The following is a 25,114-nucleotide window of genomic DNA, read 5'->3' as shown; positions in this document are numbered from 1 at the left end:
GAACCGGGCGTGGGAGGGACACATGACACTATCTGTTATCAGCGCCGGATTCGGCCGCACCGGCACAATGTCGCTCAAGCTGGCGCTTGAGGAACTGGGCCTCGGCCCGTGCCATCATATGATCGAAGTCATCCATAATGGCGAGGCGCAAGTCCCGCTCTGGAACGCTGCACTGGCCGGCAAGTCCGACTATGCGGCCATCTATGATGGCTACAAATCAGCCGTGGACTGGCCAACCGCCGCCTTCTGGCAGGACGTCGCCGAGACCTATCCGGATGCCAGGATCATCCTCTCAACGCGCTCTGCCGAAAGCTGGTATACCAGCATCTCCGAGACCATCCTCGCCACGGTCTGGGCGCCCGAAACATGGCCACCGCAGGCGACCGAGTGGTTCACAATGGTCAGCAAGGTCCTGAAGCGCAGCTTCGGCGACGCCCGGGAAAAGGACGAACTGATCGCCACCTTCCACGCGCACGAAGCAAACGTGAAAGCCACCGTGCCACCCGAACGCCTGCTCGTGCATTCCGCCAAGGACGGCTGGGGCCCGCTCTGCGCCTTTCTCGAAGTCCCCGTTCCGCTCACCCCCTATCCGCGCACCAACAGCAAGGAAGAATTCTTCCAGCACATGAAGGACGCAGACGGGATGTAGCCTTAGGCCAGCTAGTAACTCTTCGGCAGGCCCAGCACGCGTTCGGCGATGAAGTTCAGGATCATTTCGCGGCTGACGGGGGCGATGCGGGCGAGCATGGCTTCGCGCATCATGCGCTCGACATGGTATTCCTTGGCATAGCCCATGCCGCCATGCGTCAGCACAGCGGTTTCGCAGGCGGTGAAGCCAGCTTCGGTACCGAGATATTTCGCGGCATTAGCCTCTGCACCGCAATCCTGCCCGGCGTCGTAAAGGCTTGCCGCCTTGTAAGCCATCAGTTCTGCCGCCGAGAGCTCCGCCCAGCTGCGTGCCAGCGGATGCTGGATGCCCTGGTTCTGGCCAATCGGACGACCGAACACGACACGCTCCTGCGCATAGCGCGCGGCGCGCTCCAGCGCGGCAAAGCCGAGGCCGACGCTCTCAACCGCAAACAGGACGCGTTCCGGGTTCAGGCCCTGCAGCAGGTATTTGAAGCCCGCGCCTTCTTCGCCGATGAGGTGCTCTTTGGGCACTTCCAGCCCGTCAATGAACAGCGTGTTGCACTCGACCGCCTTGCGGCCCATTTTCGGGATCGGGTTGGCCTCGATCTTGTTCCGGTTCAGGTCCGTATAAAAGAGCGACAGGCCAAGATAGGGCTTGGCGCACTGGTCCTTCGGCGTCGTGCGGGCGATGATCAGGATCTTGTCGGCGCGCTGCGCGCCCGTGGTCCAGATTTTCCGGCCATTGATGACATAGCCATTATTCGTCCGCTCGGCCTTGGTCTCCAGCGACGACGTATCCAGCCCGGAGTTCGGCTCGGTCACGGCAAAGCACATCTTCTCCTTGCCCGAGATGATCTTGGGCAGGTTTTCCTGCTTCTGTTCCGCTGTGCCGAATTTCTCCAGCGGCTTAGGGCCAAATATGTTGAGGTGGATCGCCGACGCGCCGGAATAGCCCGCGCCCGAGCGCGTCACCGTCTGCATCATCAAGGCCGCTTCGGTCAGGCCGAGGCCCGCGCCGCCATATTCTTCCGGGAAGGTGATGCCCAGCCAGCCGCCCTTGGCCATGGCATCACAGAACTCTTCCGGCCATTTGCCGGTCTCGTCCGTCTTGCCCCAGTATTCGTCATCGAAAGGCGCAATCGTCTTGGCGACGGCGTCCTTGATGGCCATCTGGTCTTCGCTCATGGGGGCGATCTGGTGCATGCGTTTCCTCCTGCTTGTCAGGAGACTTAGGCGCGGCAGGGGCGCCCGTCCAGCATGAGCGCGGCGTCAGGCGGTCGCAGCCGCAAAGCGGGCCGGGCTGAATGCCGCCGCCAGTTCGCCGGTTTTCCCGTCGAGCATCGCATCCGCCATGATCTTTGCGGTTATCGGCGCGAGCAGGATGCCGTTCCGGTAGTGACCTGAGGCGACGAACAGCCCCTCAGCCCGCGTTTTCCCAAGCAGCGGCGCGTGATCCAGCGTGCCAGGCCGCACACCGGCCCACGTTTCCAGTTCGGGCGCATAGGCAATCGCCGGGCACAGCCGCACCGCTTCCGCGCGCAGCTCGGCAATCGCGCCCTCGTCAGGCTCAAGCGTTGCGCGGCCCGGCTCCATCGTGGCGCCGATGATTACCCTGTCAGGCTTTGGCGCAATATAGATGCTGCCGCAGCGCAGCGTCATGGTTGGCAGGCCCGGCTCACGCGACACCGACAGCATCTGCCCGCCATAGCAATCGATCTCGTCAAGCGCCGTGTCCCAGTTCACGAGGCTGAAATCATCGCCATTCTGGCGCACCTTGATAGCCGCCGTGTTCCAGCCCGCTGCAGCGAGGATCATGTCATGCCCCTCGATGAAGAGGCGCCCGTCGCGGTCTTCGAGCGGTGCCGGAACGGTCACAAAACGGACCGCCTCATGCTCACCAAGGGCCGCAATCAGGGCCGTGACGATGGCACGATTGTCCACCTGTCCGTCAGTTGGCAGCCTCAGCGCGCCATGCACGCCGCGTGAAACGGCAGGCTCAATGTCCCATACGGCCTCGGGCAGCAGCATGTCGCTCTGCACGCCATGCCGCGTCAGGGCGGCTGAGAGACGGTGCAAGCCAGCCGCCTCGGCCCCGTCAAAGGCCAGCGCCAGCGACGGCCCCGGCGAAAAGCCAAGATCGCGCCCTGATGCCTGGCTGACAGAGGCGGCAAAGCCCGGCCAGAGCGCCGCGCTTTCCATGCAAAGATCGAACAGCCGCGGATGCGCGCCGTCTTCGGCTGCGGCCTCGAAGGCGGGTGCCAGCATGCCGGCAGCGGCCCAACTCGCCCCGCGCCCGGGCGTTTGCGTATCATAGAGGGTCACGCGCGCGCCGCGCTGTACCAGTTCCCAGGCACAGGCGAGGCCGATAATGCCAGCGCCAATAATGGCGACATGCGCAGAACGGGGGTTCGGGCTCATCCCGGCTCTCTAGGCGACTTGGCCGTCAAGCGAAACGCCTAGGCGGCGGCCGCCTGCATTTTCTGCTCTTCCCAGAAGCGAACAAAGGCGTCTGCCCATGTCCTGTCCTGGAAGATCAGCTTCTTGGTGATGCGTCCGTTCGGCTTGAAAGCCGTATGGACCATCATTTCCGGGGCATCCCCACCCACGGCATTGTCGTTGGAACTGAGCATGTTGACGAAGAAGTCGACAGCCATTTCCCAAAGTGCCTGTTCCTCTGGCGTTCCCAGATCCAGGTCCAATACGATGTCATTCATGTCCCACCACCCCTGTTATTCTGACCGGAGTTAGTCCCTGATTTACCGAAGAAGACGGCCTGTGCGGAGTCATTTCGGCTGAAAAACCAATTCCTTGACCGTCCTGTGCAAGATTCGGGCAAAACGTCGCTACCCTCACTTGTTGCGATCCATTCTCAATTATGTTTGATAGTCGCCAGCCAGACAAGGATCGTTCCATCTCATGAAGTTTCCCGTATTACTCACCGCTATCGCTTTGTTCGCGGTCGCTTGCGGCAAACCGGCTGAACCTGCGGCAACAAAAGCTGAACCCGTTGCTGCGCCTGCGGTTCCCAGCGCCGGTGTGCTGAATGTTTATTCCGCCCGGCACTATGATTCCGACAAGGTCATGTACGATATGTTTGAGAAGGAAACCGGCATCCATGTCCGTTTCCGCGAGTCTGGTGCACCTGAATTGATCGAAACGATGAAGGCCGAAGGCGACAAAAGCCCCGCTGACGTCATCATTTCCTCCGATGTAGGCACGCTCTACCGCTTTCAGGCAGGCGGCTTCACCCAAGGCATTCGCTCCGAGACACTGGAATCGCTGATCCCGCCGCATTTCCGCGAGCCCGAAGGCAACTGGTTCGGCCTCGCCCGGCGCGCCAGGATCATCGTGTACGATCCGACCCGCCTGAAGCCCGAAGAGGTTGCCCATTATCAGGATCTGGCCGACGGCACGCTACACGGCGAAATCTGCATGCGCTCCAGCTCCAATGTCTACAATCTCTCGCTAATGGGCGAATTTATCGGTCGATGGGGCTCTGACAAGGCGGCTGAGTGGGCACGCAACGTCGTTGCCAACTTTGCCCGTCCACCCCAGGGCGGTGACACGACGCAGATCGAGTCCATCGCGGCAGGTGAATGCTCTGCCGCCCTGATCAACCATTATTACTGGGTGCGCATGGCCACAGGCACAGACGCCGAGAAAGCCGTCACGGCAAAGACCGCGCTATCCTTTCCCGAGCAGGACGGCGTCGGCACGCACATCAACGTATCCGGCGCTGCCGTCGCTGCACATGCGCCCAACAAGGAGAACGCCATCCGCTTCATCGAATGGCTGACCACCGCAGAGGGCCAGCAGATGCTGACCAGCGCCACCAAGGAATTCCCGATGGTTGCCGGCATGCCGCTGCCCGCTGGGCTTGAACAGCTTCCCGATTTCAAGCCGAGCGAATTCCCGCTGCAGGAACTCGGTGAGCACCAGGCCGAAGCGCAGGAAATCTACGACCGGGCCGGCTGGAACTGAACCAATTGGCCCGCGTCGTTCCCTTCCGAAACCTTGCCATTCGCGCAAGTGACGGGCCCGCCTTTGTGGCGGGCCTTGTCATTGCAGTGCCAGTCGCCGCCACGCTTGTGGCCGGGCTGGTCTTTGGTGGCGGCGACGCGTGGGACCATATTCGTACGACGCTCCTGACGGGTTATCTGCTAGGTACAATCGGCACGCTCGCGCTGACCGGACTGTTCATTCTCGCCTTCGCCGTTCCAGCTGCATGGCTCGTCACCATGTACCGCTTTCCGGGCCGGGCCGTATTCGAGTGGCTGCTGATCCTGCCCCTCGCCGCGCCGGGCTATGTGCTGGCCTATGCCTATGGTGACCTGATGGGCGTTGGTGGGCCGATCCAGGCCGCCCTTCGGACGGCGACCGGATGGCGCGCCCGCGACTATTGGTTCCCGGACATCCATTCCTTGCCCGGTCTCGCCTTCGTTCTGGCGCTGACCCTCTATCCTTATGTCTACCTTACCGCCCGCGCGGCCTTCATCTCTCAGTCGGTCTGTTCGCTTGAAGCGGCCCGCAGCCTCGGCGCTAGTGCCGCCCGCAGTTTCTGGCGCGTCGCCCTGCCCGCCGCACGCCCGGCCATCGCGGCCGGACTGTCGCTGTCGCTGATGGAAGCCGCCGCTGACTATGGCGCCGCTGAATATCTCGGCGTGCCGACACTGACCTATGGCATCGTGCGCGCCTGGACGAGCTTCGGCGAACCCGCCACCGCTGCCCGTCTCGCGCTCGTCCTGCTATCGCTCGTGCTGAGCCTCGTCCTGTTCGAGCGATGGAGCCGGGGACGCCGGGGCAGCGAGCAGAATTCCCGCCGCTGGCGCGCCGTCGCCCGCGCGCCCCTCACGCCACTGGCCGCTGCCGGGGCGACTGCGCTCTGCATCGCGATCTTCCTGATTTCCTTTGGCCTGCCTGTCGGTCGCCTCATCTGGCGCAGCGTGGAAACGAGCGAAACGCTTGCCCCAATTGGCCCTGCGCTGATGAACACGCTGATCCTCGCAGGCGCAGGCGCCGCACTCGCCTTCGTGCTGGCCCTTGTAATCGCCCTGTCCCAGCGCGCTTCCGGCCTGCTGCCGCGCTTTGCCCGGCTTACCGCTTCGTCAGGCTATGCCATTCCCGGCGCCGTGCTCGCCATGGGTGCGCTGGTCGTGCTCGGCCTGCTGCCATTTACGCTGACCGGCGCGTCAGCCCTCATCGCACTGGCATGGGTCTATGCCAGCCGCTTCACCGCTGCCGGGGCCGAGCCGATGGTCGCCGCTCTCGCCCGCGCGCCTGCCTCGCTTAGTCAGGCCGCTGGCAGTCTCGGCGCCTCGCCCCTGCGCCGGGCCCGCGAAGTTGATCTGCCGATTGCCCTCTCGGGCGCAACAGCCGGCGCCCTCATCCTGTTTGTGGAATCCCTCAAGGAACTCCCTGCAACCCTCATGCTTCGCCCCTTCAACTGGGATACGCTGGCGGTACGCGCCAACGCCTATGCCACCGACGAGCGCCTCGCCGCCGCCGCTTTGCCCGCCCTCCTGATCACGCTGGCCGGACTTGTGCCCGTCATCTTCCTGTCCTGGCGCCTTTCCCGCGCGCGCCCCGGAGCCCCTGAATGACCCTCGTCCCAACCCCTCTCTCGGCGCAGAATATCAGCCGCGTGTATGACGGTCTCGCCGTCGTATCCGGCGTGTCGCTGGACCTGCAGCCAGGCGCCATCACGGCCCTGCTCGGCGGCTCCGGCGCCGGCAAGTCGACACTCCTGCGCCTGCTCGCAGGCCTTGAGCCGGTCGACACAGGCAAGGTCTGTCTCGGGGATATCATCCTCTCGGAACCCGGCCACACACTGGCGCCAGAGAAGCGGCGTATCGGCCTGATCTTCCAGGATTTCGCGCTGTTTCCACACCTGACCGCCCTCCAGAATGTCGCCTTTGGCCTCGCCAACCTGCCGAAGGATGAGGCCCGCGCCATTGCAACCCAATGGCTCTCACGTCTCGGTCTTGGTGCCCGCAGCGGCGCCTATCCGCATGAGCTTTCAGGCGGCGAGCAACAGCGTGTTGCCATCGCCCGCGCCCTCGCTCCGCGCCCGGCGGCCATCCTGATGGACGAACCCTTCTCGGGCCTGGACCCGTCGCTGCGTGGAACCGTGCGCGACGAAGCCCTCGACGCTATCCGCGCCGCGGGCGTGCCTGCCCTGCTGGTGACCCACGACCCCGCCGAAGCGCTGGAAAGTGCCGATCATATCGCGATCATGAAATCCGGCCGCATCCTGCAGCAGGGCAAAGCCGCAGATGTCTACCTGAAGCCTCAGGGCGCCGACATTGCCGCAGCGCTGGGCCCCGTGAACATTATCGCGGGCCATGACCTTCCCGCAGGCCTGCTAAGCGACGCCATCGCCCCGGACGCCATCATCGTCATCCGGCCCGAAGGCGTCATCCCTGATGCCACCTCTCCTGTAAGTGCCACTGTTGTTTCCAGCCGACTGACCGGGCCAATGGCGCGTCTCATCATGAATGTCGGCGACCTGCAACTGACATCCCTTGTGCCGCGTGCGCTGTCCCTACCCGCCGGGGCCGAGACAGGCATCCAGCTTGATCCCGAGCTTTCATTCATATTCGCCTCAGGTAATTCCTGACATTACTGTCATGGATGTGCCTACCCCCTCGCCAATACTGGCGTAGCTGCTTAAGCTCAGGGTGTCTGGTTCCACGAAGAGGAGACGCCTGACATGGCGCGACAATTGCTGCGTCTTGCTGCCACGAGCCTTGCCGCTGCCGCCTTTGCCTTCACCGCATCGGCGCAGAGCCTGATCCGTGATGCCGAAATCGAGGAAACCCTGCGCGAATGGACCGACCCGATCCTGACCGTCGCGGGCCTCAACCCCAAGGATGTTGGCTTCTACATCATCAACGATCCCAGCCTGAACGCCTTCGTGGCGAACGGCCAGAACATCCACATCCATACCGGCCTGATTATCGCCGCCGACTCGCCTGACGAGATCAAGGGCGTCATCGCGCACGAAACCTGCCACATCGCGTGTGGCCACAGCGTCAGCCGCCAACGCGCCGCCGAGATCGCCTCGCGCCCCGCGCTCATCTCGATCGGCCTCGGCATTCTTGCCCTCGCCGCAGGTGAGGGCGGCGCCGGCGCAGCCCTGATCGGCAGCTCGCAGCAATTCGCCGCGCTGAACTTCTTCGTCCACACGCGCGCCGAGGAATCCATGGCCGACGCCGCTGCCGTGGAATACCTGAGCCAGCTGCACGAATCGACGGGCGGCATCGTCCGCTTCTTCGACAAGTTCCGTTACCAGGAAGTCCTCTCGAACGCCCGCCGTTACCCCTATTTCCGGTCCCACCCGCTGGCCTCTGACCGTATCCGCGCCGTGCGCCAACTGGCCGAGCAATCCGGCCTGATGGACGAACCGCCGACCGAGCACGAGCAGTATCAGTATGACATGATGCGCGCCAAGCTGATCGGCTTCCTCGATACGGCCAACAAGGTACGTAACGAATATCCCGCCACCGATGACGGCGAGCCGGCGCACTATGCCCGCTCCATCGCAGCACTGCAGGTCTCAGACATCGATGTTGCCCTGAAAGAGGTCGACATCCTTCTTAAGCGCGAACCGGATAATCCTTACTTCCACGAGCTGAAAGGCCAGATCCTGTTCGAGAGCGGTCGCACGGCTGAATCGGTTGCCCCGCACAAGCGCTCGCTGGAGCTGAAACCCGGCCAGCCGCTGCTGCTCATCAACTATGCCCGTTCGCTCAATGCCCGCGATGAACCGGGCGATGTGGAAGCCGCCGAAGCCTCCCTGCGCGACGCACTGATCGCCGAGCCAGATAATGCCTTCGCCTGGGCGCAGCTCGCCATTACGCTGGACAAACAGGGTCGCCGCGCCGAGGCACAGCTCGCCACGGCAGAATCCGCTTACGCAATCGGTGACATCGTCAGGGCCAATGCCTTTGCCCACCGCGCTGCCGACCAGCTTGAGCGTGGTACGCCTAACTTCCGCAGGGCGGACGACATCATGCTGATCACCGATCCAAACAATCCGGACAATCGCAGTTTCTATGACCGCGCCAACCGGGGCCCACGACTGTCCATCCAGAGCAACGGTCGCGACATGCCTTTCGGCAATTTCGCAACCGACATCACGACAGACCGGCGCTGATCAACTTTCTGTCAGGAGTGATGGACGCTGCCCGCGCTGGCCGTATACATGGCGGTTAGCGACGACATTGTATTTGAATACTGAAAAGGCCCACCCCATGATACGCAAACTGTTCACCGCAGCGGCGATGACCGCCATTGCCCTGACCCCAGCCTGCGCGCAGGGCAAGCCAACCAGCCAAATGAGCAAGGCCGAGATCGAAGAGATCGTGCACGAATACATCGTCGCGAATCCCGAAGTCATCGAAGACGCCCTCGTGGCGCTCGGCGAGAAACAGCGCGCTAGCGCAGCCGCCGCGCAGCAAGCAGCCATCTCGAGCCAGAAAGACAAGCTCTACAACCTTGCCAGCGATCCTTCGATCGGCCCGGCCGATGCAAAAGTGACGGTTGTCGAATTCTTTGATTACCGCTGCGGTTATTGCAAACGCTCGGTCGAGACCGTTCAGGGCCTGCCAGCCCAATATGATGGCAAGGTGCGTGTCGTCTTCAAGGAACTGCCGATCTTCGGCGGTGTCAGCGAGACTGCCTCCCTTGCCGCGCTCGCCGCAGGCAAGCAGGACAAGTACAACAAGATGCACGTCGCCCTTATGGAGCTGAAGTCGAACGACGACCTCACCGACAAGCGCATCGATGCAATCGCCGAATCACTCGGTATCGACGTGCAGAAAATGCGCGCCGACATGAAGTCGATGGAAATCCAGAAACAGCTCTCCGACATGAAAGACCTGGGCCGCAAGCTCGAAGTCGGCGGAACGCCAGGCTTCTTCGTTGGCGGCACTCATATCGAGGGCGCTGACATGGCAAAGCTGGATGCTGCCATCAAGGCCGAGCTGGAAAGCTAGTCCTCCGGCGTTACATCGCCTCGCAGCGACTTTATCTCGCCCCGGCGCTTCTTGGCCTTGATGCGCCGGCGCACGCTGCCAGCCGTTGGCCGTGTCGCAATGCGGCGCTTGGGGCGGATGGACGCCTTCTGGATCATTTGCGCGAGGCGCTTGCGGGCGGCCTCCCTGTTCATCGGCTGGCTGCGGTGTTCGCTGGCTTCAACAATGATGCGGCCATCATTCGTCATCCGGCTGCCATAGAGCTTGGCGAACCGCGCTTTGACCTCTGCCGGAATGGACGATGCCTCGACAACCCAGGTCAGCTGAACCGCCGACGAAACCTTGTTGACGTTCTGGCCACCCGGGCCCGAAGCCCGCACGAAGGCTTCGCTCAGTTCCCAGGCAGGAACCGTCAACTCGCCTGATACGTGAAGATCGCCGAAATCTGCCATGGCGGTTCCTTAACATGGTGTTCAGGCACAGTTCAGCCCGAAAGGCTTAATTCTTGCTTCAAGGTCGCGCAGGTGTGCGGCAACTTATCGGCGGTTCCGGCATTGGTCAGGACGGCCGAACATCGGAGGCAAGAGTGCCATGAAACTGTTCAAGAGTATTTCCCGTCTTGTAGCGGCGACTGCAGCGGTTGGCTTGTTGATCGCCCCTATGGCCAGCGCCGACCAGGGCCGACGCGGCCATGATGACCGCGGAGGCCACTATTCCGGCAAGAATGATTATCGTGGCCATGACAGGCGCGATGGTCGCCGGGATGACCGCCGTGACGACAGGCGTCACCATCGCCGCGATGACCGTCGTGACTACCGCGGTCACAACAACTACCATAACCACTATAGCGGCCCTCGCTATTACGGTCGGGCACCAGCACGCGTCTATTACACCCCGCCACGCTACTATGCGCCACCGCCGCGCTACGTCCCGCGCTATGCCGTTGGGGGATATTATCACCCCCATCCGCAGACCGTTTATATCCGCGACTATGGCCGCTACGGCCTCTATGACCCGCCGCGAGGTTACTATTGGGCCCGCGATTATGACCGGGGCGATGCGATTCTCGCCTCCGTGGCGACCGGCGCCATCATCGGCCTCGCCATTGGAGTGATCGGTACAAACTAGCTAAGTGCCTGAAATTTCATCACTTGATTCACGCCCGGACGTCACGTCCGGGCGTTTTTCTTTTTCAACCAAAAAGTTCACGCAAAAAGCGCGTTCTTAACTTGGTGTTGGCGCAAATCATGCTTAACTTCGTCCTGTTCTGGATGGTCCGGGACAAAGTCCGTGCAAGCAGCACGTTTGAAAGGAGGTGATCCATGTCGAGTGAGAAACCAGGTGAGGCCGTTGGGTCTGTGTCCTATGGTGTCTGGCTGGAGCAGCCTCCAATCAACACCTAGAGACGCGGTAGGGCCGCTGTAACGCCGCCCGGACCTGACTAGCCCCATGGGCTCACGGAAGCCGCCCCTCGACAGGGCGGCTTCTTTGATTCTGCGACCTGAAGGACGCGGGTTACCTTGCCGCCGAAACAGGGTTATCTCCCGTGCAAAGACACTTTCAGGAGAGATGACGATGACGGCGCTGACGCATGCAAAATCCGGCTGGACCATCGGCAAGGGCAAACCGCTGGCGATCATTGCCGGTCTCAACGTTCTGGAGAGCAAGGAGCTGGCGCTGACCGTCGGTGCCGAGCTGAAGGCCATCTGCGCCGACCTTGGCCTGCCCTATGTTTTCAAGGCCAGCTTCGACAAGGCCAACCGCTCCTCCATCCATTCCTATCGTGGTCCCGGCCTTGAGGAAGGCCTGAAGATCCTGAAAGCCGTTAAGGCCGAGCTGAACGTGCCAATCTGCACAGACCTGCACACGGCCGAGCAAGCCGAGCCGGTCGCTGCCATTGCCGATATCGTGCAGATACCCGCCTTCCTTTGCCGCCAGACAGACCTTGTTGTCGCCACAGCGCGCGCCACGGCCAAGGCCGGCGGCATCGTGCAGGTCAAGAAAGCCCAGTTCATTGCGCCCTGGGACACCAAGAACATCGTCACCAAGATTGGCGAAGCCGCCGATGTCGGCGTCATCCTCTGCGAGCGCGGCTCCAGCTTCGGTTACAATAATCTCGTGGTCGACATGCTCGGCATTCCCGAAATGCAGAAACTCGGCTGCCCGGTCACCATCGACGCAACCCACGCCGTACAGCTGCCGGGCGCTGACCCGCGCACCGCTGGCGCGTCCACCGGCGGTCGCCGCGATGGCGTCGCGATCATTGCGAAGGCCGCTGTGGCCGCTGGCGCCGATGGCGTCTTCCTCGAATTCCACACGGACCCGGACGCCGCCCTCTGCGACGGGCCGAGCTGCCTGCCTGTCTCCGGTGCCCGCGCGCTGCTCGCTCAGCTGAAAGCGATCCATGAGGTCATCCAGCAAGGATAGGCCGATGCCCCGCCTGATCCTCTTCAACAAGCCCTTCGGCGTGCTGTCCCAGTTCACCGACAAGGGCACCGAAGGCTCGCCGCGCAAGACCCTGTCGGACTTCATTACAGTGCCCGGCGTCTATGCTGCGGGCCGCCTCGACCAGGACAGTGAAGGCCTGCTTGTCCTCACCGATGACGGCCAGCTACAGAACCGCATCAGCGACCCGAAATTCAAGCAGCCGAAAACCTATTGGGTCCAGGTCGAAGGCGTGCCCGACGAGGCGGCCCTCAAGGCGCTGCGCACCGGCGTCACCCTGAAGGACGGCAAGACCGCCCCTGCCAAGGCCGAGGCTATCCCCGAACCAGAAAACCTCTGGCCACGTGATCCGCCAATCCGCGTGCGCAAGTCCGTGCCCGACAGCTGGATCAGCCTGACCATCACCGAGGGCCGCAACCGGCAGGTTCGCCGCATGACCGCCTCGGTTGGCCACCCAACCCTCCGCCTGATCCGTGCACAGGTCGGCGAATGGACTCTGAACGGACTCGGAACGGGCCAATGGCGGAAGGCCTAGCCTGCGTGAGCGGGCTTTTCGTACACCGATACATGCATGCCGCTCTCGGCTGTGAACGGCTCTCGCTTCCAGCCACCCCAGCGATGCTTTAGGCTGAGCCCGGCAAGCTGCGCCATCAGGTCCATTTCGGCGGGCCAAGCATAGCGCATAACAAGCGGCACCATGCGGATGCCATCCTGCGTGATGCGCATGCGCTGGAAATCGATTCGCTGTTCGACACGGTGGTGCAGCGCCGCTTCGATCCAGACAGAACTGAACCCCACTTTCATCGTGCGCACGTTCTGGCCGCTACGCGCCTTTTCGGCATCGGGTACAAATGTCTCGACTAGGAATGTGCCGCCCGGCGCCAGGCGCTTGGCCACATTGGCGAAACACCGCACCTGCGCTTCCTGCGTGGTGAGATTGAACAGCGTGTTGAAGACCAGGAATACATGGTCGAACGTGCCTTCTATGGCGACATCCGCGAAGTCGCCGATGACGACCGGGATCGCATGGCCGCCGGGCTTCTCACGCAGCTTGGCCACCATTTCAGGTGAGCCTTCGATACCATGAACTTCCAGCCCCTGCGCCGCCAGTGGCAGGGCCACGCGGCCCGTGCCTATGGCGAGTTCCAGCACACGCCCACCCGCCGCAATCTCGCTGATCAGCGCAACGGATTCCTCAGTCGTGCCAGGATCGTGGAGGGCGTCATAGTCCTCGGCGTTAAGTTCGCCAAAGGTCTCCGGCCCGAACTTCACTTCACCCAGGCCCCCGGCGCATTCGTGCGATAGCCAAGCGCTTTGTAGGCCGCGTCGATCAGCGGCTGGCCGCGATCGTTCAGCAAGAGGCCGCCGCCCATCTGGTTCATCGTATAGCTGAAGGCCATGCCGCATTCGGGGTCTGCAAAGCCGATGGAGCCACCGGCGCCGACATGGCCGAAGGCCTTGTCACCCATGATGGCGCTGGTGCCCGGGCCGAGGTTCAGCGCGCGATTGTCCATCGACTTCATGAAACCGGAGGCAAAACGTGTGGGGATGAGCAGGGTCGCATCGCGCTGGGTCGCGGTCGACACCATGCTCATGTTGGCAACGCGGTCCTTCGAGACCAGGCTGCCATCATTGCAGGCGAGCGGCGTGTACATGGCTACCTGTCCGCGCGCATTGGAAAGACCACCACCGCCACCAATCTCGGCTGCCTGGCTTTTGCGGTCGTTGAAGTCCCATCCGCCACTGTTCATGAACGACTTGTGCTGGATCGAGTCCGGCTCCGTCATCAGCTTGATCGTGAACTCGGTCGGCACATCGCCGGGCTGCGGTGCATATGTGTGGATGGGCGCGATGTGGACGTCTTCGTCTTCCGGCAGGCCGAGCCAGAATTTCGCGCCTGTCTTTGCCACCACTTCATCGCGGAAGAAAGTGCCGAGCGACTTGCCTGATACACGCCGGACAAGTTCACCGACGGTCCAGCCGAAATTGATCATGTGATAGCCGTTGCGCGTGCCCGGCTCCCAGAAAGCTTCCTCATCCTCGAGGCGCTTGATCATATAGTCCCAGTCCGTATAGCCGCCCGGCTTGACCGGATCGCGCAGCGTCGGCAGCGCGCTCTCATGGTTCAGCATCATCTGGACGGTGGTCTTCTCTTTGCCGTTCTTGGCAAATTCCGGCCAGTAGTCCGAAACGAGCGCAGACGGCTTCAACTCCCCCCGGTCGATCAGGATATGGGCGCAGACGGAGGTCGCGGCCTTTGAGCACGAGAAGACAATCGAGATTGTATCTTCCTGCCAGTCCTCGCCGGTTTCCGGGTTGGCCTTTCCGCCCCAGAGGTCGACCAGAGTCTCGCCATTCACCGAGAGGCAAACCGATGCGCCGACTTCGCCTCGCTCCGCAAAATTGCGTTCGAATTCTTCCTTCAGCGCGCCGAATTTCGAGTCGCACTTGCCTTTGACCATGCCAGCCATTTCGTCTCTCCCATTGCGCCGTTCTGCTCACGCCAGGAACGGCACGGCTGACGCTTGGGCATAATTAGAACCACGCGAACATCAATGTCCACGCCAATCAGACGCAATGCTGGAGACTTGACGCGCTATTTGAACCTGAAATTGGCGACGGAAAGCGCCGAAGGTTTCACGCCCTGCAAACGCATTACGTTTGCATCATCGCCAGTGATCTTGATCAGCGTGTCTGTACCGTCAGCGGTGATGGACAATTTGGCGAAAGTGGCTTCCGGCGTTTCCGTGTCGGACTGCAGGCGCAGGCGCGCCATATCCAGACGTTCCTTGGATTCGAAATCCGTCACCACATCCATTCCCCAGCCTTTGGTGAAACGGTAGGTATCCTTCCCCGCGCCACCTGTCAGCGTGTCGTTCCCTGCCCCGCCGATCAGAACGTCCTTACCAGGCCCTCCGTCCAGCGTGTCAGCGCCGCCCCCTCCCTTGAGGATATCATTGCCGCCCAGACCATTTAACTTGTCTTTCCCGGCACCGCCTTCGATTGAGTCGCGCCCTTCTGTGCCGTCGAGCGTGTCATTCCCGTCGGTTCCGGCAATCGCATTGATTTCGGCAACAGGTGTTGCAGCGACAATCTCGGAAGGCGCGGCTTCGGGCGCATCCTTCGCCCCGCCCTTGTCGCAGGCCGCCAATGACGTCAGGGCGAGCGCAGCAATCAACATACGGTTCATTCAAACAATCCTTGCTTGGTAATTGGGAAGAGGCCCAGCCGTTTGAGATGGGGGCCAATCGCGACATGCTTAGATTGGAAGCATGGAAACACAATGAGGTATTTCCATGCCCAAAACGCTCCAAGTCAGTCGCAAATCAAAAGGGCCGCCCGGCATTGCGAGCGGCCCTTAATTCGTTTCAATTTTTGACGCCTATCAGGCCGGCTCTTCGGCATCGTCCTTCTTGGCGGAGCGCTTCTTGGCAGGTTCCGCGACGTATTTGAAAGCGAGCTTTTCCTCGTCCTTCTTGTCCACGTCGATCTTGACTACGCCGCCCTTTTGCAGCTTCCCGAAAAGAAGCTCTTCGGCCATCGGTTTCTTGACGTGCTCCTGGATCGTACGTGACAGAGGCCGCGCGCCCATGTCGGGGTCGAAGCCGCGCTTGGCCAGCCAGTCCCGGGCCGCCTTGGTGATCTCGATCGAGACATTGCGATCTTCCAGCTGGACTTCCAGCTGCAGGATGAACTTCTCGACAACACGGTCGATGATGGCAGGTGTGAGACCGCCGAACGTGATCGTTGCATCGAGACGGTTGCGGAATTCCGGCGTGAACAGGCGCTTGAGCGCCTCTTCCTGCTCGTCGTCCTTCTTGCCGCGACCAAAGCCGATCGAGTTCTTGGAGGCATCGGAAGCGCCCGCGTTCGTCGTCATGATCAGGATGACATTGCGGAAGTCGACCTTGCGGCCATTCGCATCCGTCAGCGCACCATTGTCCATGACCTGGAGCAGGATGTTGAACAGGTCCGGGTGGGCCTTCTCGATTTCGTCGAGCAGCAGCACGCAGTGCGGATGCTGGTCCACGCCGTCTGTCAGCAGGCCGCCTTCATCATAACCGACATAGCCCGGAGGCGCGCCGATCAGGCGGGAAACGGTGTGTCGTTCCATATATTCCGACATGTCGAAGCGCAGCATTTCGACGCCCATGATCGAGGCGAGCTGTTTGGCCACTTCGGTCTTGCCGACGCCGGTCGGGCCGGTGAAGAGATACGAGCCGATGGGCTTGTTCGGTTCGCGCAGGCCCGCGCGTGCCAGCTTGATCGCAGCCGAGAGCGCCGTAATGGCGGCATCCTGACCGAACACGACACGCTGCAGGTCCGTCTCCAGTGATTTCAGCGCGATCATGTCGTCGCTGGACACCTGTTTCGGGGGGATGCGCGCGATCTTGGCGACCACGGCTTCCACGTCCTTAATGCCAACCTGCTTCTTGCGCTTGTTGGCGGGCAGCAGCCACTGGGCCGCGCCGGCTTCGTCGATCACGTCGATCGCCTTGTCCGGCAGTTTGCGGTCAGTAATGTAGCGATCCGACAGTTCAACGGCCGCCTTGATGGCATCATTGGTGTAACGCAGGCCGTGGAAATCCTCGAAGCGGGATTTCAGGCCCGTCAGGATCTTGATGGCATCCGGCACAGTCGGCTCAACCACGTCGATCTTGCGGAACCGGCGGCTAAGCGCGCGGTCCTTCTCGAAGTGTTGCTTATACTCCTTGAACGTCGTCGAACCCATGCAGCGCAGGCCGCCATTCTGAAGCGCGGGCTTCAAGAGGTTCGAGGCATCCATTGCGCCGCCAGATGTCGCGCCGGCGCCGATAATCGTGTGGATCTCGTCGATGAACAGGATCGCTTTTTCCTGCTGCTCGAGTTCCTTCATCACGGACTTGAGGCGTTCCTCGAAGTCACCGCGGTAGCGCGTGCCTGCGAGCAATGCGCCCATGTCGAGCGACCAGATGACCGCTTCGTCCAGGATTTCAGGGGCTTCGCCGTCGACGATTTTCTTGGCGAGGCCTTCGGCTATCGCCGTCTTGCCAACGCCGGGATCGCCCACGAGGATCGGGTTGTTCTTGTTGCGGCGGCAAAGCACTTCGATGCAGCGGTTCACTTCGGCGTCGCGGCCGATCAGCGGATCGATCTTGCCGGCACGGGCCTTGGCATTGAGATCGACGCAATAGGCATCGAGCGCCTCATGGCCCTGCTTGACGGCTTCTTCTTCGCCACCTTCCGCGCCACGCGGGCTGGAGGGGCGGGACATGCCGGGCTGCTTGGCCACGCCATGCGAGATGAAGTTGACCGCGTCATAGCGGGTCATGTCCTGCTCCTGCAGGAAGTAGGCAGCGTGGCTTTCACGCTCAGAGAAGATCGAGACCAGCACGTTGGCCCCCGTCACTTCATCTCGGCCCGAGCTTTCGACATGCAGGATCGCGCGCTGGACGACGCGCTGGAACGCAGCGGTCGGCTGAACGCGGCCTTCGCTCTCTTCAAGAATGAGGCTGGAAAGTTCTTCGTCGATATAGCGCACGAGCTCAGCGGTCAGCGCTTCAATATCAACCTTGCAGGCCCCCATCACTTCGCGGGCATGCTCGTCTTCCGTAAGGGCCAGAAGGAGGTGCTCAAGCGTGGCATACTCATGGTCGCGTTCGGACGCGAGTGTGAGCGCCTTTTCGAGAGCGGTTTCGAGAGAGTGGGACAATCGTGGCACGTGTCAGACCTTTCAGGTCGGGGGTGATAAAAACTAGTCTTCTTTCTCCATAACGCATTGGAGAGGGTGTTCATGGCGTTTGGCAAGGTCAAGCACCTGAGCGACTTTTGTTTCAGCCACTTCGTAGGTGTAGACCCCACACAGCCCCACGCCCTTCTGGTGGACATGTAGCATTATGCGGGTCGCCTGCTCGCGTGAGCGATTGAAATATCGCTCCAGAATGTAGACGACGAACTCCATCGGCGTGTAGTCGTCGTTCAGCAGCAGAACCCGGTAAAGCGAAGGCTTTTTCGTCTTGATCCGCGTCTGGGTGTCGATGTCGACACCGATGCCGTCACCACCGCCTGGCGGCGTTCCCGCCGGTGGCCCCGGCAGGTTCGGATCGCTCATCCGGACGTGTTCAGACAATTCGCTCATGGCCATAAGATATACGTTCCTGCGTGAGTTTGAAGGGACGAAGCGAGGCAAAAGCATGTCATGCCTGCTTTTAGGGCATGGCGAGCGCACTGAGGAGTGCGTTCACCCGCTTCCCATTTGTACCGAGATCCGAGTAACCGACCCGCGAACGGGAGTATACCGTGAGCGTCGATTGCGCGTCATGCGCCTCAACGGGCAGCACGAGAATATCCACGTCATCCTTGAACCGGAGAATTTTCGTGACGGCGATGAAACTGATGCGACCCGTTGATGGATCGGACGCCTTTATCTTCCAGTCGCTCCGCGCGGCGATCATTTCCATGACATCCTTGAACAGGGCGTCAGGCGTACGGTCGTAGACCGGGGACGACTCGTCAGGTAGCGCAGCGTCGATGAAGCCATCGGGAGCGACGAGCCAATTATTTGGCTTCGCTGGGCGTTTGAAGGTCTGGAAATCGATAAAATCGGTCATGTGAAGCATGGTAATCTGCTTCAGGGCAGAAGCCACGCGAAAAACATGCCTCCCAGTAAACAAAGAGCCGGACCAAAAAGGCCCGGCTCTTCATTATACTCACTCAACAGTCAGACGGCGTGGACTCCGTCTGAACGTAAGGGAGTTATTTCGTTGCCCAGACTTTCGTGAAAGGCTTTGCCGCGTCACGCCATGCGAGCATGCAAAGCTCAGCCTGCGCGCTCATCTCTGACGTATAGGCAGACATCATGGATTTTGCGAAACCGGTCTGGATTTCCACGACCTTGCGCGGATCTTTCGCGCCGGTCATGGCTTGGGTTGCCTCAACGCTTTGCTCAAGCGTGCGGGTGAAGAAGTCCATGTTGCGGCTGCCGATCGTGCGCATCACTTCTGTCGAAGCGGAGGCGTGTTCAGCCATCTTCTTCATGCCGTCTTCAGCATATGTGCCGAATTTGCTGGCCATGTCGGAGACTTTTTCCATGCCGTCATCCAGCATCTTGGTCGCGGCTTCCGTTGCATGCGCCTCGGCTTTAGTGGCCTTTGGAGCGGGTTTGGACTTCGAAGCAGATGTAGGTGACTTGGCCATGGGGCGAATCCTTTTTCCTCGTGTTCGCCTTATATAGTACATTTTATTCGCGTTCGCAACAAAAATTGTGCGCTGCAACATAAGCAAGCCTGCACGCTTTTTGCACAGGTACCCAAGGATTGCCAAAATTTGATGGCTTTGCCTGTGTTAAGGTGTGGTCAACGCATTTTTGGGACTCTATCGTAAACCTTGGGCGGTTCGGGGTTCATACTTTCGCGGAGGTAGACCACAATGAGACAGCATACTTGGGGCTTGGCGATCCGAACGCTTGCCGTAGCGGCAATGCTCGTTGTGACCGGCCTCAGTGCGCCAGCGGCCTTCGCCGAGAAGTACGCCTCCATTGTGATCGACAAAGACACTCACGAAGTTCTCCACGCCCGCAACGCTGATGATCCGCGCTATCCGGCGTCCCTGACCAAGGTCATGACGCTCTACATGCTGTTCGATGCGATCAATGCCGGCGACGTCTCGCTCGACGAAAAACTGACCGTTTCGCGCTTCGCCGCAAGCCAGGCGCCGTCCAATCTCAAGCTCAAGCCCGGCTCGACCATCAGCGTCAGCGATGCCATCGGCGCCCTCGTGACGAAATCCGCAAATGATGTGGCCGTTGTCATTGCCGAACGCCTGGGCGGCTCTGAAAGCCGCTTTGCCCAGCTGATGACCGTCAAAGGCAAAAGCCTTGGCATGCAGAACACACGTTTCGTGAATGCCTCCGGCCTGCCCGACGACCGCCAGATTACCACCGCCCGTGACCTTGCCATTCTGGCCGAGGCCATGATCGACGACCATGGCGAGTCCTATCACTATTTCTCGCGCCCCCGCTTCACCTGGGCTGGCAAGACCTACAAGAACCACAATGAACTGCTCGACTCTGTTGATGGTGTTGATGGCATCAAGACGGGTTACACCCGCGCTTCCGGCTTCAACCTGATGACCTCAGCCAAGCGCGACGGTCACCGCATCATCGCCATCATGCTCGGCGGCAGCACGTCCAAGTCGCGTAACGCCCATGTCGAAGCACTCGTCGAAGCGGCGTTCAAGAGCTATGAACTCCCGGCTGATCCAGCCGATCCGGGTCGCCGCATCGCAATGGCCTTCTCGGAGTTCAATACGACTACCGCAAACCCGAATGGCGCAGCAGTACCCATGCTGAACGGCAAGCCGCTGGGCGCCCTTCAGCCAACCACGACCACACTGCGCGGTTTGACCGCCGCACCAAAGGCGCCTGAAGCGAAAGTGGAAGAAGTCGTCGAAGTGGCCGTGGAGGAGGATGAAGAAACCGCTGAAGATGCCAGCGAGATCCTGATGGCCGATGCCGGACCGGCTTCTGACGAATCCATGGAGTTCGAACAGGGTGACGCGACCCCGACGAGCTTTGTCGGCGCCACGGTTGTTATTCCTGCTGGTCGCCCCGCCTTTACGGTCGGCGAGTACGAGGCGCGCCAGTTCGGCAACTAGGCTCGCGCGCAGCCGAACACACGCCCAAGGCTTGACGAACACTCCCATTCGGGCAGACGCCTATGCGCAAAGCCTCTAGGGAGTCGTCCTTGAAAACCGAGTCAGAAATCGAACTTGCGCGTAATGTCATCCGCATCGAGCGCGACGCGCTGGAGAAGCTTGAAGCGGGTATTGATGAGACCATCATCCGCGCGGCAGACCTGGTCATGGCAACCGATCGCTATGTGATTGTCGCCGGTGTCGGCAAGTCGGGTCATATCGGCCAGAAGATCGCCGCCAGCCTCGCGTCGACAGGCACGCCCTCCTTCTTTCTCCACCCGACCGAAGCCAGCCACGGTGACCTCGGCATGATCGTGCCGGGCTCCGTGCTCCTTGCCATCTCCTATTCCGGCGAAAGCCGTGAAATGGTCGACCTGCTGCGCTATTGCCGCGGCAATGCCATTCCGGTCATCGGAATGACCCGCGCCCCCGATTCGACCCTTGGGCGCCTCTCCGACGTCGTTCTGCATATGCCCACCGTCGCTGAGGCCTGCCCGAATGGCCTCGCGCCCACCTCATCCACAACCATGGCTCTCGCCCTTGGCGATGCGCTGACCATCCTCCTGATGGACCGGCGTGGCTTCAGCCGGGAAGACTTCGGCTCGCGCCATCCCGGCGGCAAGCTTGGCCGCTCGCTGCAAACAGCGGGGGACTATGTTTCCGACCGCCGCGACGACATCCCCTCGGTCTCAACCGATGCGAACGTGCAGGAAGTCATCCTCGCCGTCTCCGAGGGCCGCAAGGGGTGCGTGGCTGTCCTCGGCAATGACGGGCGCATTGTCGGCATGGTCACGGATGGTGACCTTCGCCGCGCCATGCTCGCCGGCAAGCTCGATGGCGACGCAGCCTCCGTCATGACGCCCGGTCCGCGCACGGTTGCCCCCAACGAGCGCCTCGCAACGGTCATAAAACGGCTCAGCGATAACCGCATCTCGAACGCCTTTGTCGTCGAAGATGGCCGCCCTATCGGCATCGTCGACATGAAGGACCTCCTCGCCGAAGGTTACGTCTAGGCCTTAGCCTGAATCAAAAACGGCGGCTCCCCAAGGAACCGCCGTTTGTCTGAAATGCTGAAGCCCGAGGCTTATTTCACCAGCTCGAACTGCACGTTCACACGCGCGGTGTAGCCCACTTCGCCGCCCGAAATCGGGGTCGAGGCGTCCATCGCCATTTCCTTGCTGCGGGCCATCATGGCCATTGGCTGCGGGCTATAGTCGCCGCCTTCCGTCATGGTCACGATCCGGCCAACCTTCATGCCAGCTGCGGTCGCGTAGAGCTCTGCTTTCGACAGCGCGTTGGTGACGGCCTTGCGGCGCGCTTCGGCGCGCACTTCGTCATCATTGTCGAGGGCAAAGCTGATGCCCGAGAACGTGTTGCCGCCGGCAGAGACAAGGCTGTCCATCGTGGCGCCAAGGTTGTCGAGGTCGCGAACCTTCACGGTCAGTTGGTTGGAGGCTGTATAGCCATCAAGGCGTTGCTCGCCCCGTGTGCGGCCCTTGCCCTCGTCGATTTCGACATAGGTGTAGCGCGGCTGCAGCGAGAAGTTGGACGTCTGCATGTCCTTTTTCTCGACACCGGCCTTGGCGAGCGCATCGAAAACGCCGGTCATGGAATTGGCCTGCTGCTGCATGGCTTCCTGCGCCGTGGCGGCATCTGCCTGAACGCCTGCGGTGATGTATGCGATGTCAGGCGCGCGCATGACTTCGCCTTCGGCAGAAACATCCAGCGTCGTCTCAGGCTGGATCGAATTGTGATTCATCATAGATTGCCCCATCGTTGTCATTGAGGCTCCCTTTGTCGTCGTTGGCATCTGTGCGCAGGCAGCTGGCGCAAGCGCCAGCATGCAGGCACCCATCGCAGCGATCAGTTTTGTCTGTTTCAGCATGTCTGGATTTCCATTCTTGTTGATGGCCCTGTGTCCCAAAGGATTAAGGCCGCAACACGGCAAAAGTTGCCTCAGACTGGAAAAATGACAGCGATATCAGGTCGTCTCAAATCCATTGGGGTTCTGGCTTTGCCAGGCCCACTGGTCGCGGCACATATCGCTGATATCATATTCAGCCTGCCATCCGAGCAGGGATTCCGCCTGGGCAGGATCTGCCCAGAAGGCCGCAATGTCACCGCTGCGACGCGGCGCGAAATTGAGCGGAACCGGGCGTCCGCTGGCCGCCTCGAAGGCCTTGACCAGTTCCAGCACTGACGTGCCCTGCCCCGTTCCGAGGTTCACCGTGATCGCACCGGGCTCACGTTCAAACCGCTGCAGCGCCAGCACATGCGCGCGAGCAAGGTCGACCACATGCAGGTAGTCACGCACGCCGGTGCCGTCCGGGGTGTCATAATCATTGCCGAAGACGTTCAGTTCCGTTCGGCGCCCGACCGCCACCTGCGCCACGTAAGGCATTAGATTGTTCGGAACGCCGTGCGGATCCTCGCCGATCTGACCGCTGGAATGCGCGCCAATCGGATTGAAATAGCGCAGGATCGCCACATCCGTCATGCTACCGGATGCCACGAGGTCATTCAGCATCTGCTCGACGGCCAGCTTGGTCTGGCCATAGGGGCTGGTCGGGCTGAGCGGGTGGCTTTCGGTATAGGGCAGGAAAACCGGCTCGCCGTAGACGGTGGCGCTGGAACTGAACACGAAACGCTTCGTACCAGCTTCCATCATGGCCGTCAGCAGGCTGTGCGAGCCCATGACGTTGGCGCTGTAATACTCCAGCGGCTTGGCGACGGAATCCCCCACGGCTTTCAGGCCGGCAAAATGGATGACCGACTCGCAATTATGCTTCTTCAGGATTTCGGTGATCCGCGCGGTGTCGCGAATGTCTGCTTCATAAGACGGCAGTTCATGATTGGTCAGGCGACGCACACGGTCCAGGGAAGCCGGGCTACTATTGCAGAAATTGTCCACAACAACCGGCGAATAGCCTTGGGCCATCAGTTCCACGCAAGTATGCGTGCCGATATAGCCCGCTCCGCCGGTCACCAAAACTTGCTTCATAACGATACCCTTGCAGCCCAAATCGGCTGATTCAATGTCAAACCAGCACGTTACGGCGTTTCGGTTGACCGATGATTTATCATCAATGCAAATACATGGCCAAAGAGGGTGATTTGCGCCATTGCCACAGGTTCTAGGCCCGCTTAAACCGGGGGCTCAGTGGGGCCTGTAGCTCAGTTGGTTAGAGCGGACCGCTCATAACGGTTTGGTCGCAGGTTCGAGTCCTGCCGGGCCCACTGGCAAACCCAATCAGCTCATCGCCCGGATTTCTTCCTCGAAATAGGCAATCGTAGGCTTGAGTCCCTCGTCCAGCGATACCGTTGGCGCCCAGCCAAGCTTCTCCTGCGCAAGGGAAATGTCCGGCTGGCGCTGCTTGGGATCATCCTGCGGGAGCGGCCGGTGCACGAGCTTGGACTTCGCCCCGGTCAGCGCAATCACGCGCTCGGCCAGTTGCCGGATCGTGAATTCGCCCGGATTGCCGATATTCACCGGGCCCACGAAATCAGGTCCCGTTCCCATCAGCGACACCAGACCGGTCACAAGATCGGACACATAACAGAAGCTGCGCGTCTGCTCTCCGTCGCCATAGAGCGTGATGTCCTCGCCCTTCAGCGCCTGCACGATGAAGTTGGAGACGACCCGGCCATCATTCGGATGCATGCGCGGGCCATAGGTATTGAAGATGCGCGCGACCTTGATCTCCACCTTGTGCTGGCGGTGATAGTCGAAAAACAGCGTTTCGGCGCAGCGCTTGCCCTCGTCATAGCAGGAGCGGATCCCGATCGGGTTCACATTGCCCCAATAGTCTTCAGTCTGCGGGTGGATCGCCGGATCGCCATAGACCTCGGATGTCGAGGCCTGAAGGATGCGTGCCCGGGTACGCTTGGCGAGGCCCAGCATGTTGATGGCGCCATGCACGCTGGTCTTGGTCGTTTGAACGGGGTCGAACTGATAGTGGATCGGGCTTGCCGGGCAGGCCAGGTTGTAGATCTGGTCGACTTCCACAAAGAGCGGAAACGTCACGTCGTGACGCATCACTTCGAATTTCGGATTATCCAGCAGGTGCGCGACATTGGTGCGCCGGCCCGTGAAGAAATTGTCGACGCAGAGCACTTCCGCCCCCGTTTCGAGCAGGCGTTCGCACAGGAAGGAGCCGATGAAGCCGGCGCCGCCGGTGACGAGAATGCGGGGAACATAATGCATGACGTGCCCGTGCCCCGAATTCACTTCGTCGTCAATAGTGTCTCCGGTTACGGGTGCTGGGTTTGTATATATACGTCACAGTGCACTTGCCTTGACCTGACGGCCCAAAAATCGCACCCCCTGCGCCAAACCGGGCGGGCTTTCGAAAAGGACTAATCCATGCGCGTTGCGATGATCGGTACAGGCT

General features: G+C 61.1%; 25 protein-coding genes and 1 tRNA gene. 12 read left to right on the top strand and 14 right to left on the bottom strand.

All coding sequences use genetic code 11. From position 1 onward, the window contains the following. Nucleotides 1–22 precede the first annotated feature (22 nt). Nucleotides 23–649 (top strand): sulfotransferase family protein, encoded by a 627-nt coding sequence (locus HOC_RS06785; RefSeq protein ID WP_035536990.1) that lies wholly within the window; start codon nucleotides 23–25, stop codon nucleotides 647–649. Nucleotides 650–660: 11 nt separating this feature from the next. Here HOC_RS06785 and HOC_RS06780 read toward each other — a convergent pair whose 3' ends face one another. The 3 genes from HOC_RS06780 to HOC_RS06770 all read right to left on the bottom strand — a co-directional run bounded on the left by HOC_RS06780 (nucleotide 661) and on the right by HOC_RS06770 (nucleotide 3,344). Next, nucleotides 661–1,833: an acyl-CoA dehydrogenase family protein gene (locus tag HOC_RS06780; protein ID WP_206741546.1), complete on the bottom strand. Its 1,173-nt coding sequence runs from the start codon at nucleotides 1,831–1,833 to the stop codon at nucleotides 661–663. A 66-nt stretch (nucleotides 1,834–1,899) separates the two neighbouring features. Beyond that, the gene (locus tag HOC_RS21115) at nucleotides 1,900–3,048 is read right to left on the bottom strand and encodes an NAD(P)/FAD-dependent oxidoreductase (protein ID WP_051624602.1); all 1,149 of its coding nucleotides are present in this window, start codon (nucleotides 3,046–3,048) and stop codon (nucleotides 1,900–1,902) included. A gap of 38 nt (nucleotides 3,049–3,086) precedes the next feature. Then, the gene (locus HOC_RS06770) at nucleotides 3,087–3,344 is read right to left on the bottom strand and encodes a hypothetical protein (protein ID WP_035536987.1); all 258 of its coding nucleotides are present in this window, start codon (nucleotides 3,342–3,344) and stop codon (nucleotides 3,087–3,089) included. A 202-nt stretch (nucleotides 3,345–3,546) separates the two neighbouring features. Between HOC_RS06770 and HOC_RS06765 the strand changes: the two genes are divergently transcribed. The 5 genes from HOC_RS06765 (at nucleotide 3,547) to HOC_RS06745 (ending at nucleotide 9,626) form a co-directional block, all read left to right on the top strand. Then, entirely contained in the window at nucleotides 3,547–4,611 is a 1,065-nt protein-coding gene (locus HOC_RS06765; protein WP_035536985.1) for an extracellular solute-binding protein, read from the top strand. Nucleotides 4,612–4,616: 5 nt separating this feature from the next. Then, a complete protein-coding gene (locus tag HOC_RS06760) occupies nucleotides 4,617–6,230 on the top strand; it encodes an ABC transporter permease (protein WP_241766938.1) in 1,614 nt (537 codons plus the stop codon). Then, entirely contained in the window at nucleotides 6,227–7,246 is a 1,020-nt protein-coding gene (locus HOC_RS06755; RefSeq protein ID WP_035536984.1) for an ABC transporter ATP-binding protein, read from the top strand. Before HOC_RS06760 ends, HOC_RS06755 begins: the two co-directional genes overlap by 4 nt. A gap of 93 nt (nucleotides 7,247–7,339) precedes the next feature. Next, nucleotides 7,340–8,785, top strand: coding sequence for a M48 family metalloprotease (locus tag HOC_RS06750; protein WP_035536982.1), 1,446 nt, complete (start codon nucleotides 7,340–7,342; stop codon nucleotides 8,783–8,785). Between the two features lie 97 nt (nucleotides 8,786–8,882). Then, nucleotides 8,883–9,626: a DsbA family protein gene (locus HOC_RS06745; RefSeq protein WP_035536981.1), complete on the top strand. Its 744-nt coding sequence runs from the start codon at nucleotides 8,883–8,885 to the stop codon at nucleotides 9,624–9,626. Here the strand turns inward: HOC_RS06745 and arfB are convergent. Further along, nucleotides 9,623–10,057: an alternative ribosome rescue aminoacyl-tRNA hydrolase ArfB gene (gene arfB, locus HOC_RS06740; protein ID WP_035536979.1), complete on the bottom strand. Its 435-nt coding sequence runs from the start codon at nucleotides 10,055–10,057 to the stop codon at nucleotides 9,623–9,625. The two genes, HOC_RS06745 and arfB, sit on opposite strands and share 4 nt — an antisense overlap. A gap of 139 nt (nucleotides 10,058–10,196) precedes the next feature. Here arfB and HOC_RS06735 point away from each other — a divergent pair, with 139 nt between their 5' ends. The 3 genes from HOC_RS06735 (at nucleotide 10,197) to HOC_RS06725 (ending at nucleotide 12,585) form a co-directional block, all read left to right on the top strand. Further along, entirely contained in the window at nucleotides 10,197–10,733 is a 537-nt protein-coding gene (locus HOC_RS06735) for an RcnB family protein (protein ID WP_035536978.1), read from the top strand. A 447-nt stretch (nucleotides 10,734–11,180) separates the two neighbouring features. Continuing rightward, complete coding sequence (kdsA, locus tag HOC_RS06730) at nucleotides 11,181–12,032, top strand: 3-deoxy-8-phosphooctulonate synthase (protein ID WP_035536977.1); 852 nt, start codon at nucleotides 11,181–11,183, stop codon at nucleotides 12,030–12,032. Nucleotides 12,033–12,036: 4 nt separating this feature from the next. After that, a complete protein-coding gene (locus HOC_RS06725) occupies nucleotides 12,037–12,585 on the top strand; it encodes an rRNA large subunit pseudouridine synthase E (protein WP_035536976.1) in 549 nt (182 codons plus the stop codon). Here HOC_RS06725 and HOC_RS06720 read toward each other — a convergent pair. The 7 genes from HOC_RS06720 to HOC_RS06690 form a co-directional block, all read right to left on the bottom strand. Beyond that, nucleotides 12,582–13,322 (bottom strand): class I SAM-dependent methyltransferase, encoded by a 741-nt coding sequence (locus HOC_RS06720; protein ID WP_035536975.1) that lies wholly within the window; start codon nucleotides 13,320–13,322, stop codon nucleotides 12,582–12,584. The genes HOC_RS06725 and HOC_RS06720 overlap by 4 nt on opposite strands. Continuing rightward, on the bottom strand, nucleotides 13,319–14,521 hold the full coding sequence (locus HOC_RS06715) for a serine hydrolase domain-containing protein (RefSeq protein WP_035536973.1): 1,203 nt from the start codon (nucleotides 14,519–14,521) through the stop codon (nucleotides 13,319–13,321). The genes HOC_RS06720 and HOC_RS06715 overlap by 4 nt, the downstream gene beginning before the upstream one ends. Nucleotides 14,522–14,646: 125 nt before the next feature. Further along, nucleotides 14,647–15,240: a calcium-binding protein gene (locus tag HOC_RS06710; protein ID WP_084146178.1), complete on the bottom strand. Its 594-nt coding sequence runs from the start codon at nucleotides 15,238–15,240 to the stop codon at nucleotides 14,647–14,649. A 195-nt stretch (nucleotides 15,241–15,435) separates the two neighbouring features. Further along, nucleotides 15,436–17,751 (bottom strand): ATP-dependent Clp protease ATP-binding subunit ClpA, encoded by a 2,316-nt coding sequence (clpA, locus tag HOC_RS06705; protein ID WP_035536970.1) that lies wholly within the window; start codon nucleotides 17,749–17,751, stop codon nucleotides 15,436–15,438. Nucleotides 17,752–17,784: 33 nt separating this feature from the next. Further along, nucleotides 17,785–18,141 carry an ATP-dependent Clp protease adapter ClpS gene (gene clpS, locus HOC_RS06700; RefSeq protein ID WP_051624617.1) on the bottom strand — a complete coding sequence of 119 codons (357 nt, stop codon included), beginning with the start codon at nucleotides 18,139–18,141 and terminating at the stop codon, nucleotides 17,785–17,787. 97 nt (nucleotides 18,142–18,238) lie between these two features. Beyond that, complete coding sequence (locus tag HOC_RS21110; protein ID WP_156950407.1) at nucleotides 18,239–18,649, bottom strand: DUF1499 domain-containing protein; 411 nt, start codon at nucleotides 18,647–18,649, stop codon at nucleotides 18,239–18,241. A gap of 136 nt (nucleotides 18,650–18,785) precedes the next feature. After that, on the bottom strand, nucleotides 18,786–19,226 hold the full coding sequence (locus HOC_RS06690; RefSeq protein ID WP_035536967.1) for a phasin family protein: 441 nt from the start codon (nucleotides 19,224–19,226) through the stop codon (nucleotides 18,786–18,788). Nucleotides 19,227–19,457: 231 nt separating this feature from the next. Between HOC_RS06690 and HOC_RS06685 the strand changes: the two genes are divergently transcribed. Both HOC_RS06685 and HOC_RS06680 read left to right on the top strand, forming a co-directional pair. Continuing rightward, the gene (locus tag HOC_RS06685) at nucleotides 19,458–20,684 is read left to right on the top strand and encodes a D-alanyl-D-alanine carboxypeptidase family protein (protein ID WP_084146176.1); all 1,227 of its coding nucleotides are present in this window, start codon (nucleotides 19,458–19,460) and stop codon (nucleotides 20,682–20,684) included. An 89-nt stretch (nucleotides 20,685–20,773) separates the two neighbouring features. Further along, nucleotides 20,774–21,736: a KpsF/GutQ family sugar-phosphate isomerase gene (locus HOC_RS06680; RefSeq protein WP_035536964.1), complete on the top strand. Its 963-nt coding sequence runs from the start codon at nucleotides 20,774–20,776 to the stop codon at nucleotides 21,734–21,736. Nucleotides 21,737–21,807: 71 nt separating this feature from the next. On the opposite strand, the gene HOC_RS06675 is transcribed toward HOC_RS06680, so the two are convergent. After that, nucleotides 21,808–22,608, bottom strand: coding sequence for an SIMPL domain-containing protein (locus HOC_RS06675; protein ID WP_035536963.1), 801 nt, complete (start codon nucleotides 22,606–22,608; stop codon nucleotides 21,808–21,810). 96 nt (nucleotides 22,609–22,704) lie between these two features. Beyond that, nucleotides 22,705–23,724, bottom strand: coding sequence for a UDP-glucose 4-epimerase GalE (gene galE / locus HOC_RS06670; RefSeq protein ID WP_035536961.1), 1,020 nt, complete (start codon nucleotides 23,722–23,724; stop codon nucleotides 22,705–22,707). Nucleotides 23,725–23,886: 162 nt separating this feature from the next. Between galE and HOC_RS06665 the strand changes: the two genes are divergently transcribed. Beyond that, a tRNA-Ile gene (locus HOC_RS06665) sits at nucleotides 23,887–23,960 on the top strand. 13 nt (nucleotides 23,961–23,973) lie between these two features. Here the strand turns inward: HOC_RS06665 and HOC_RS06660 are convergent. Further along, nucleotides 23,974–24,927, bottom strand: a complete 954-nt coding sequence (locus HOC_RS06660; protein ID WP_035536958.1) for a UDP-glucuronic acid decarboxylase family protein — start codon at nucleotides 24,925–24,927, stop codon at nucleotides 23,974–23,976. Nucleotides 24,928–25,114 lie beyond the last annotated feature (187 nt).

The organism is Hyphomonas oceanitis SCH89, assembly GCF_000685295.1.
In the GTDB taxonomy this organism is placed as follows: domain Bacteria; phylum Pseudomonadota; class Alphaproteobacteria; order Caulobacterales; family Hyphomonadaceae; genus Hyphomonas; species Hyphomonas oceanitis.
This window is presented reverse-complemented; position numbering and strand designations above follow the sequence as displayed.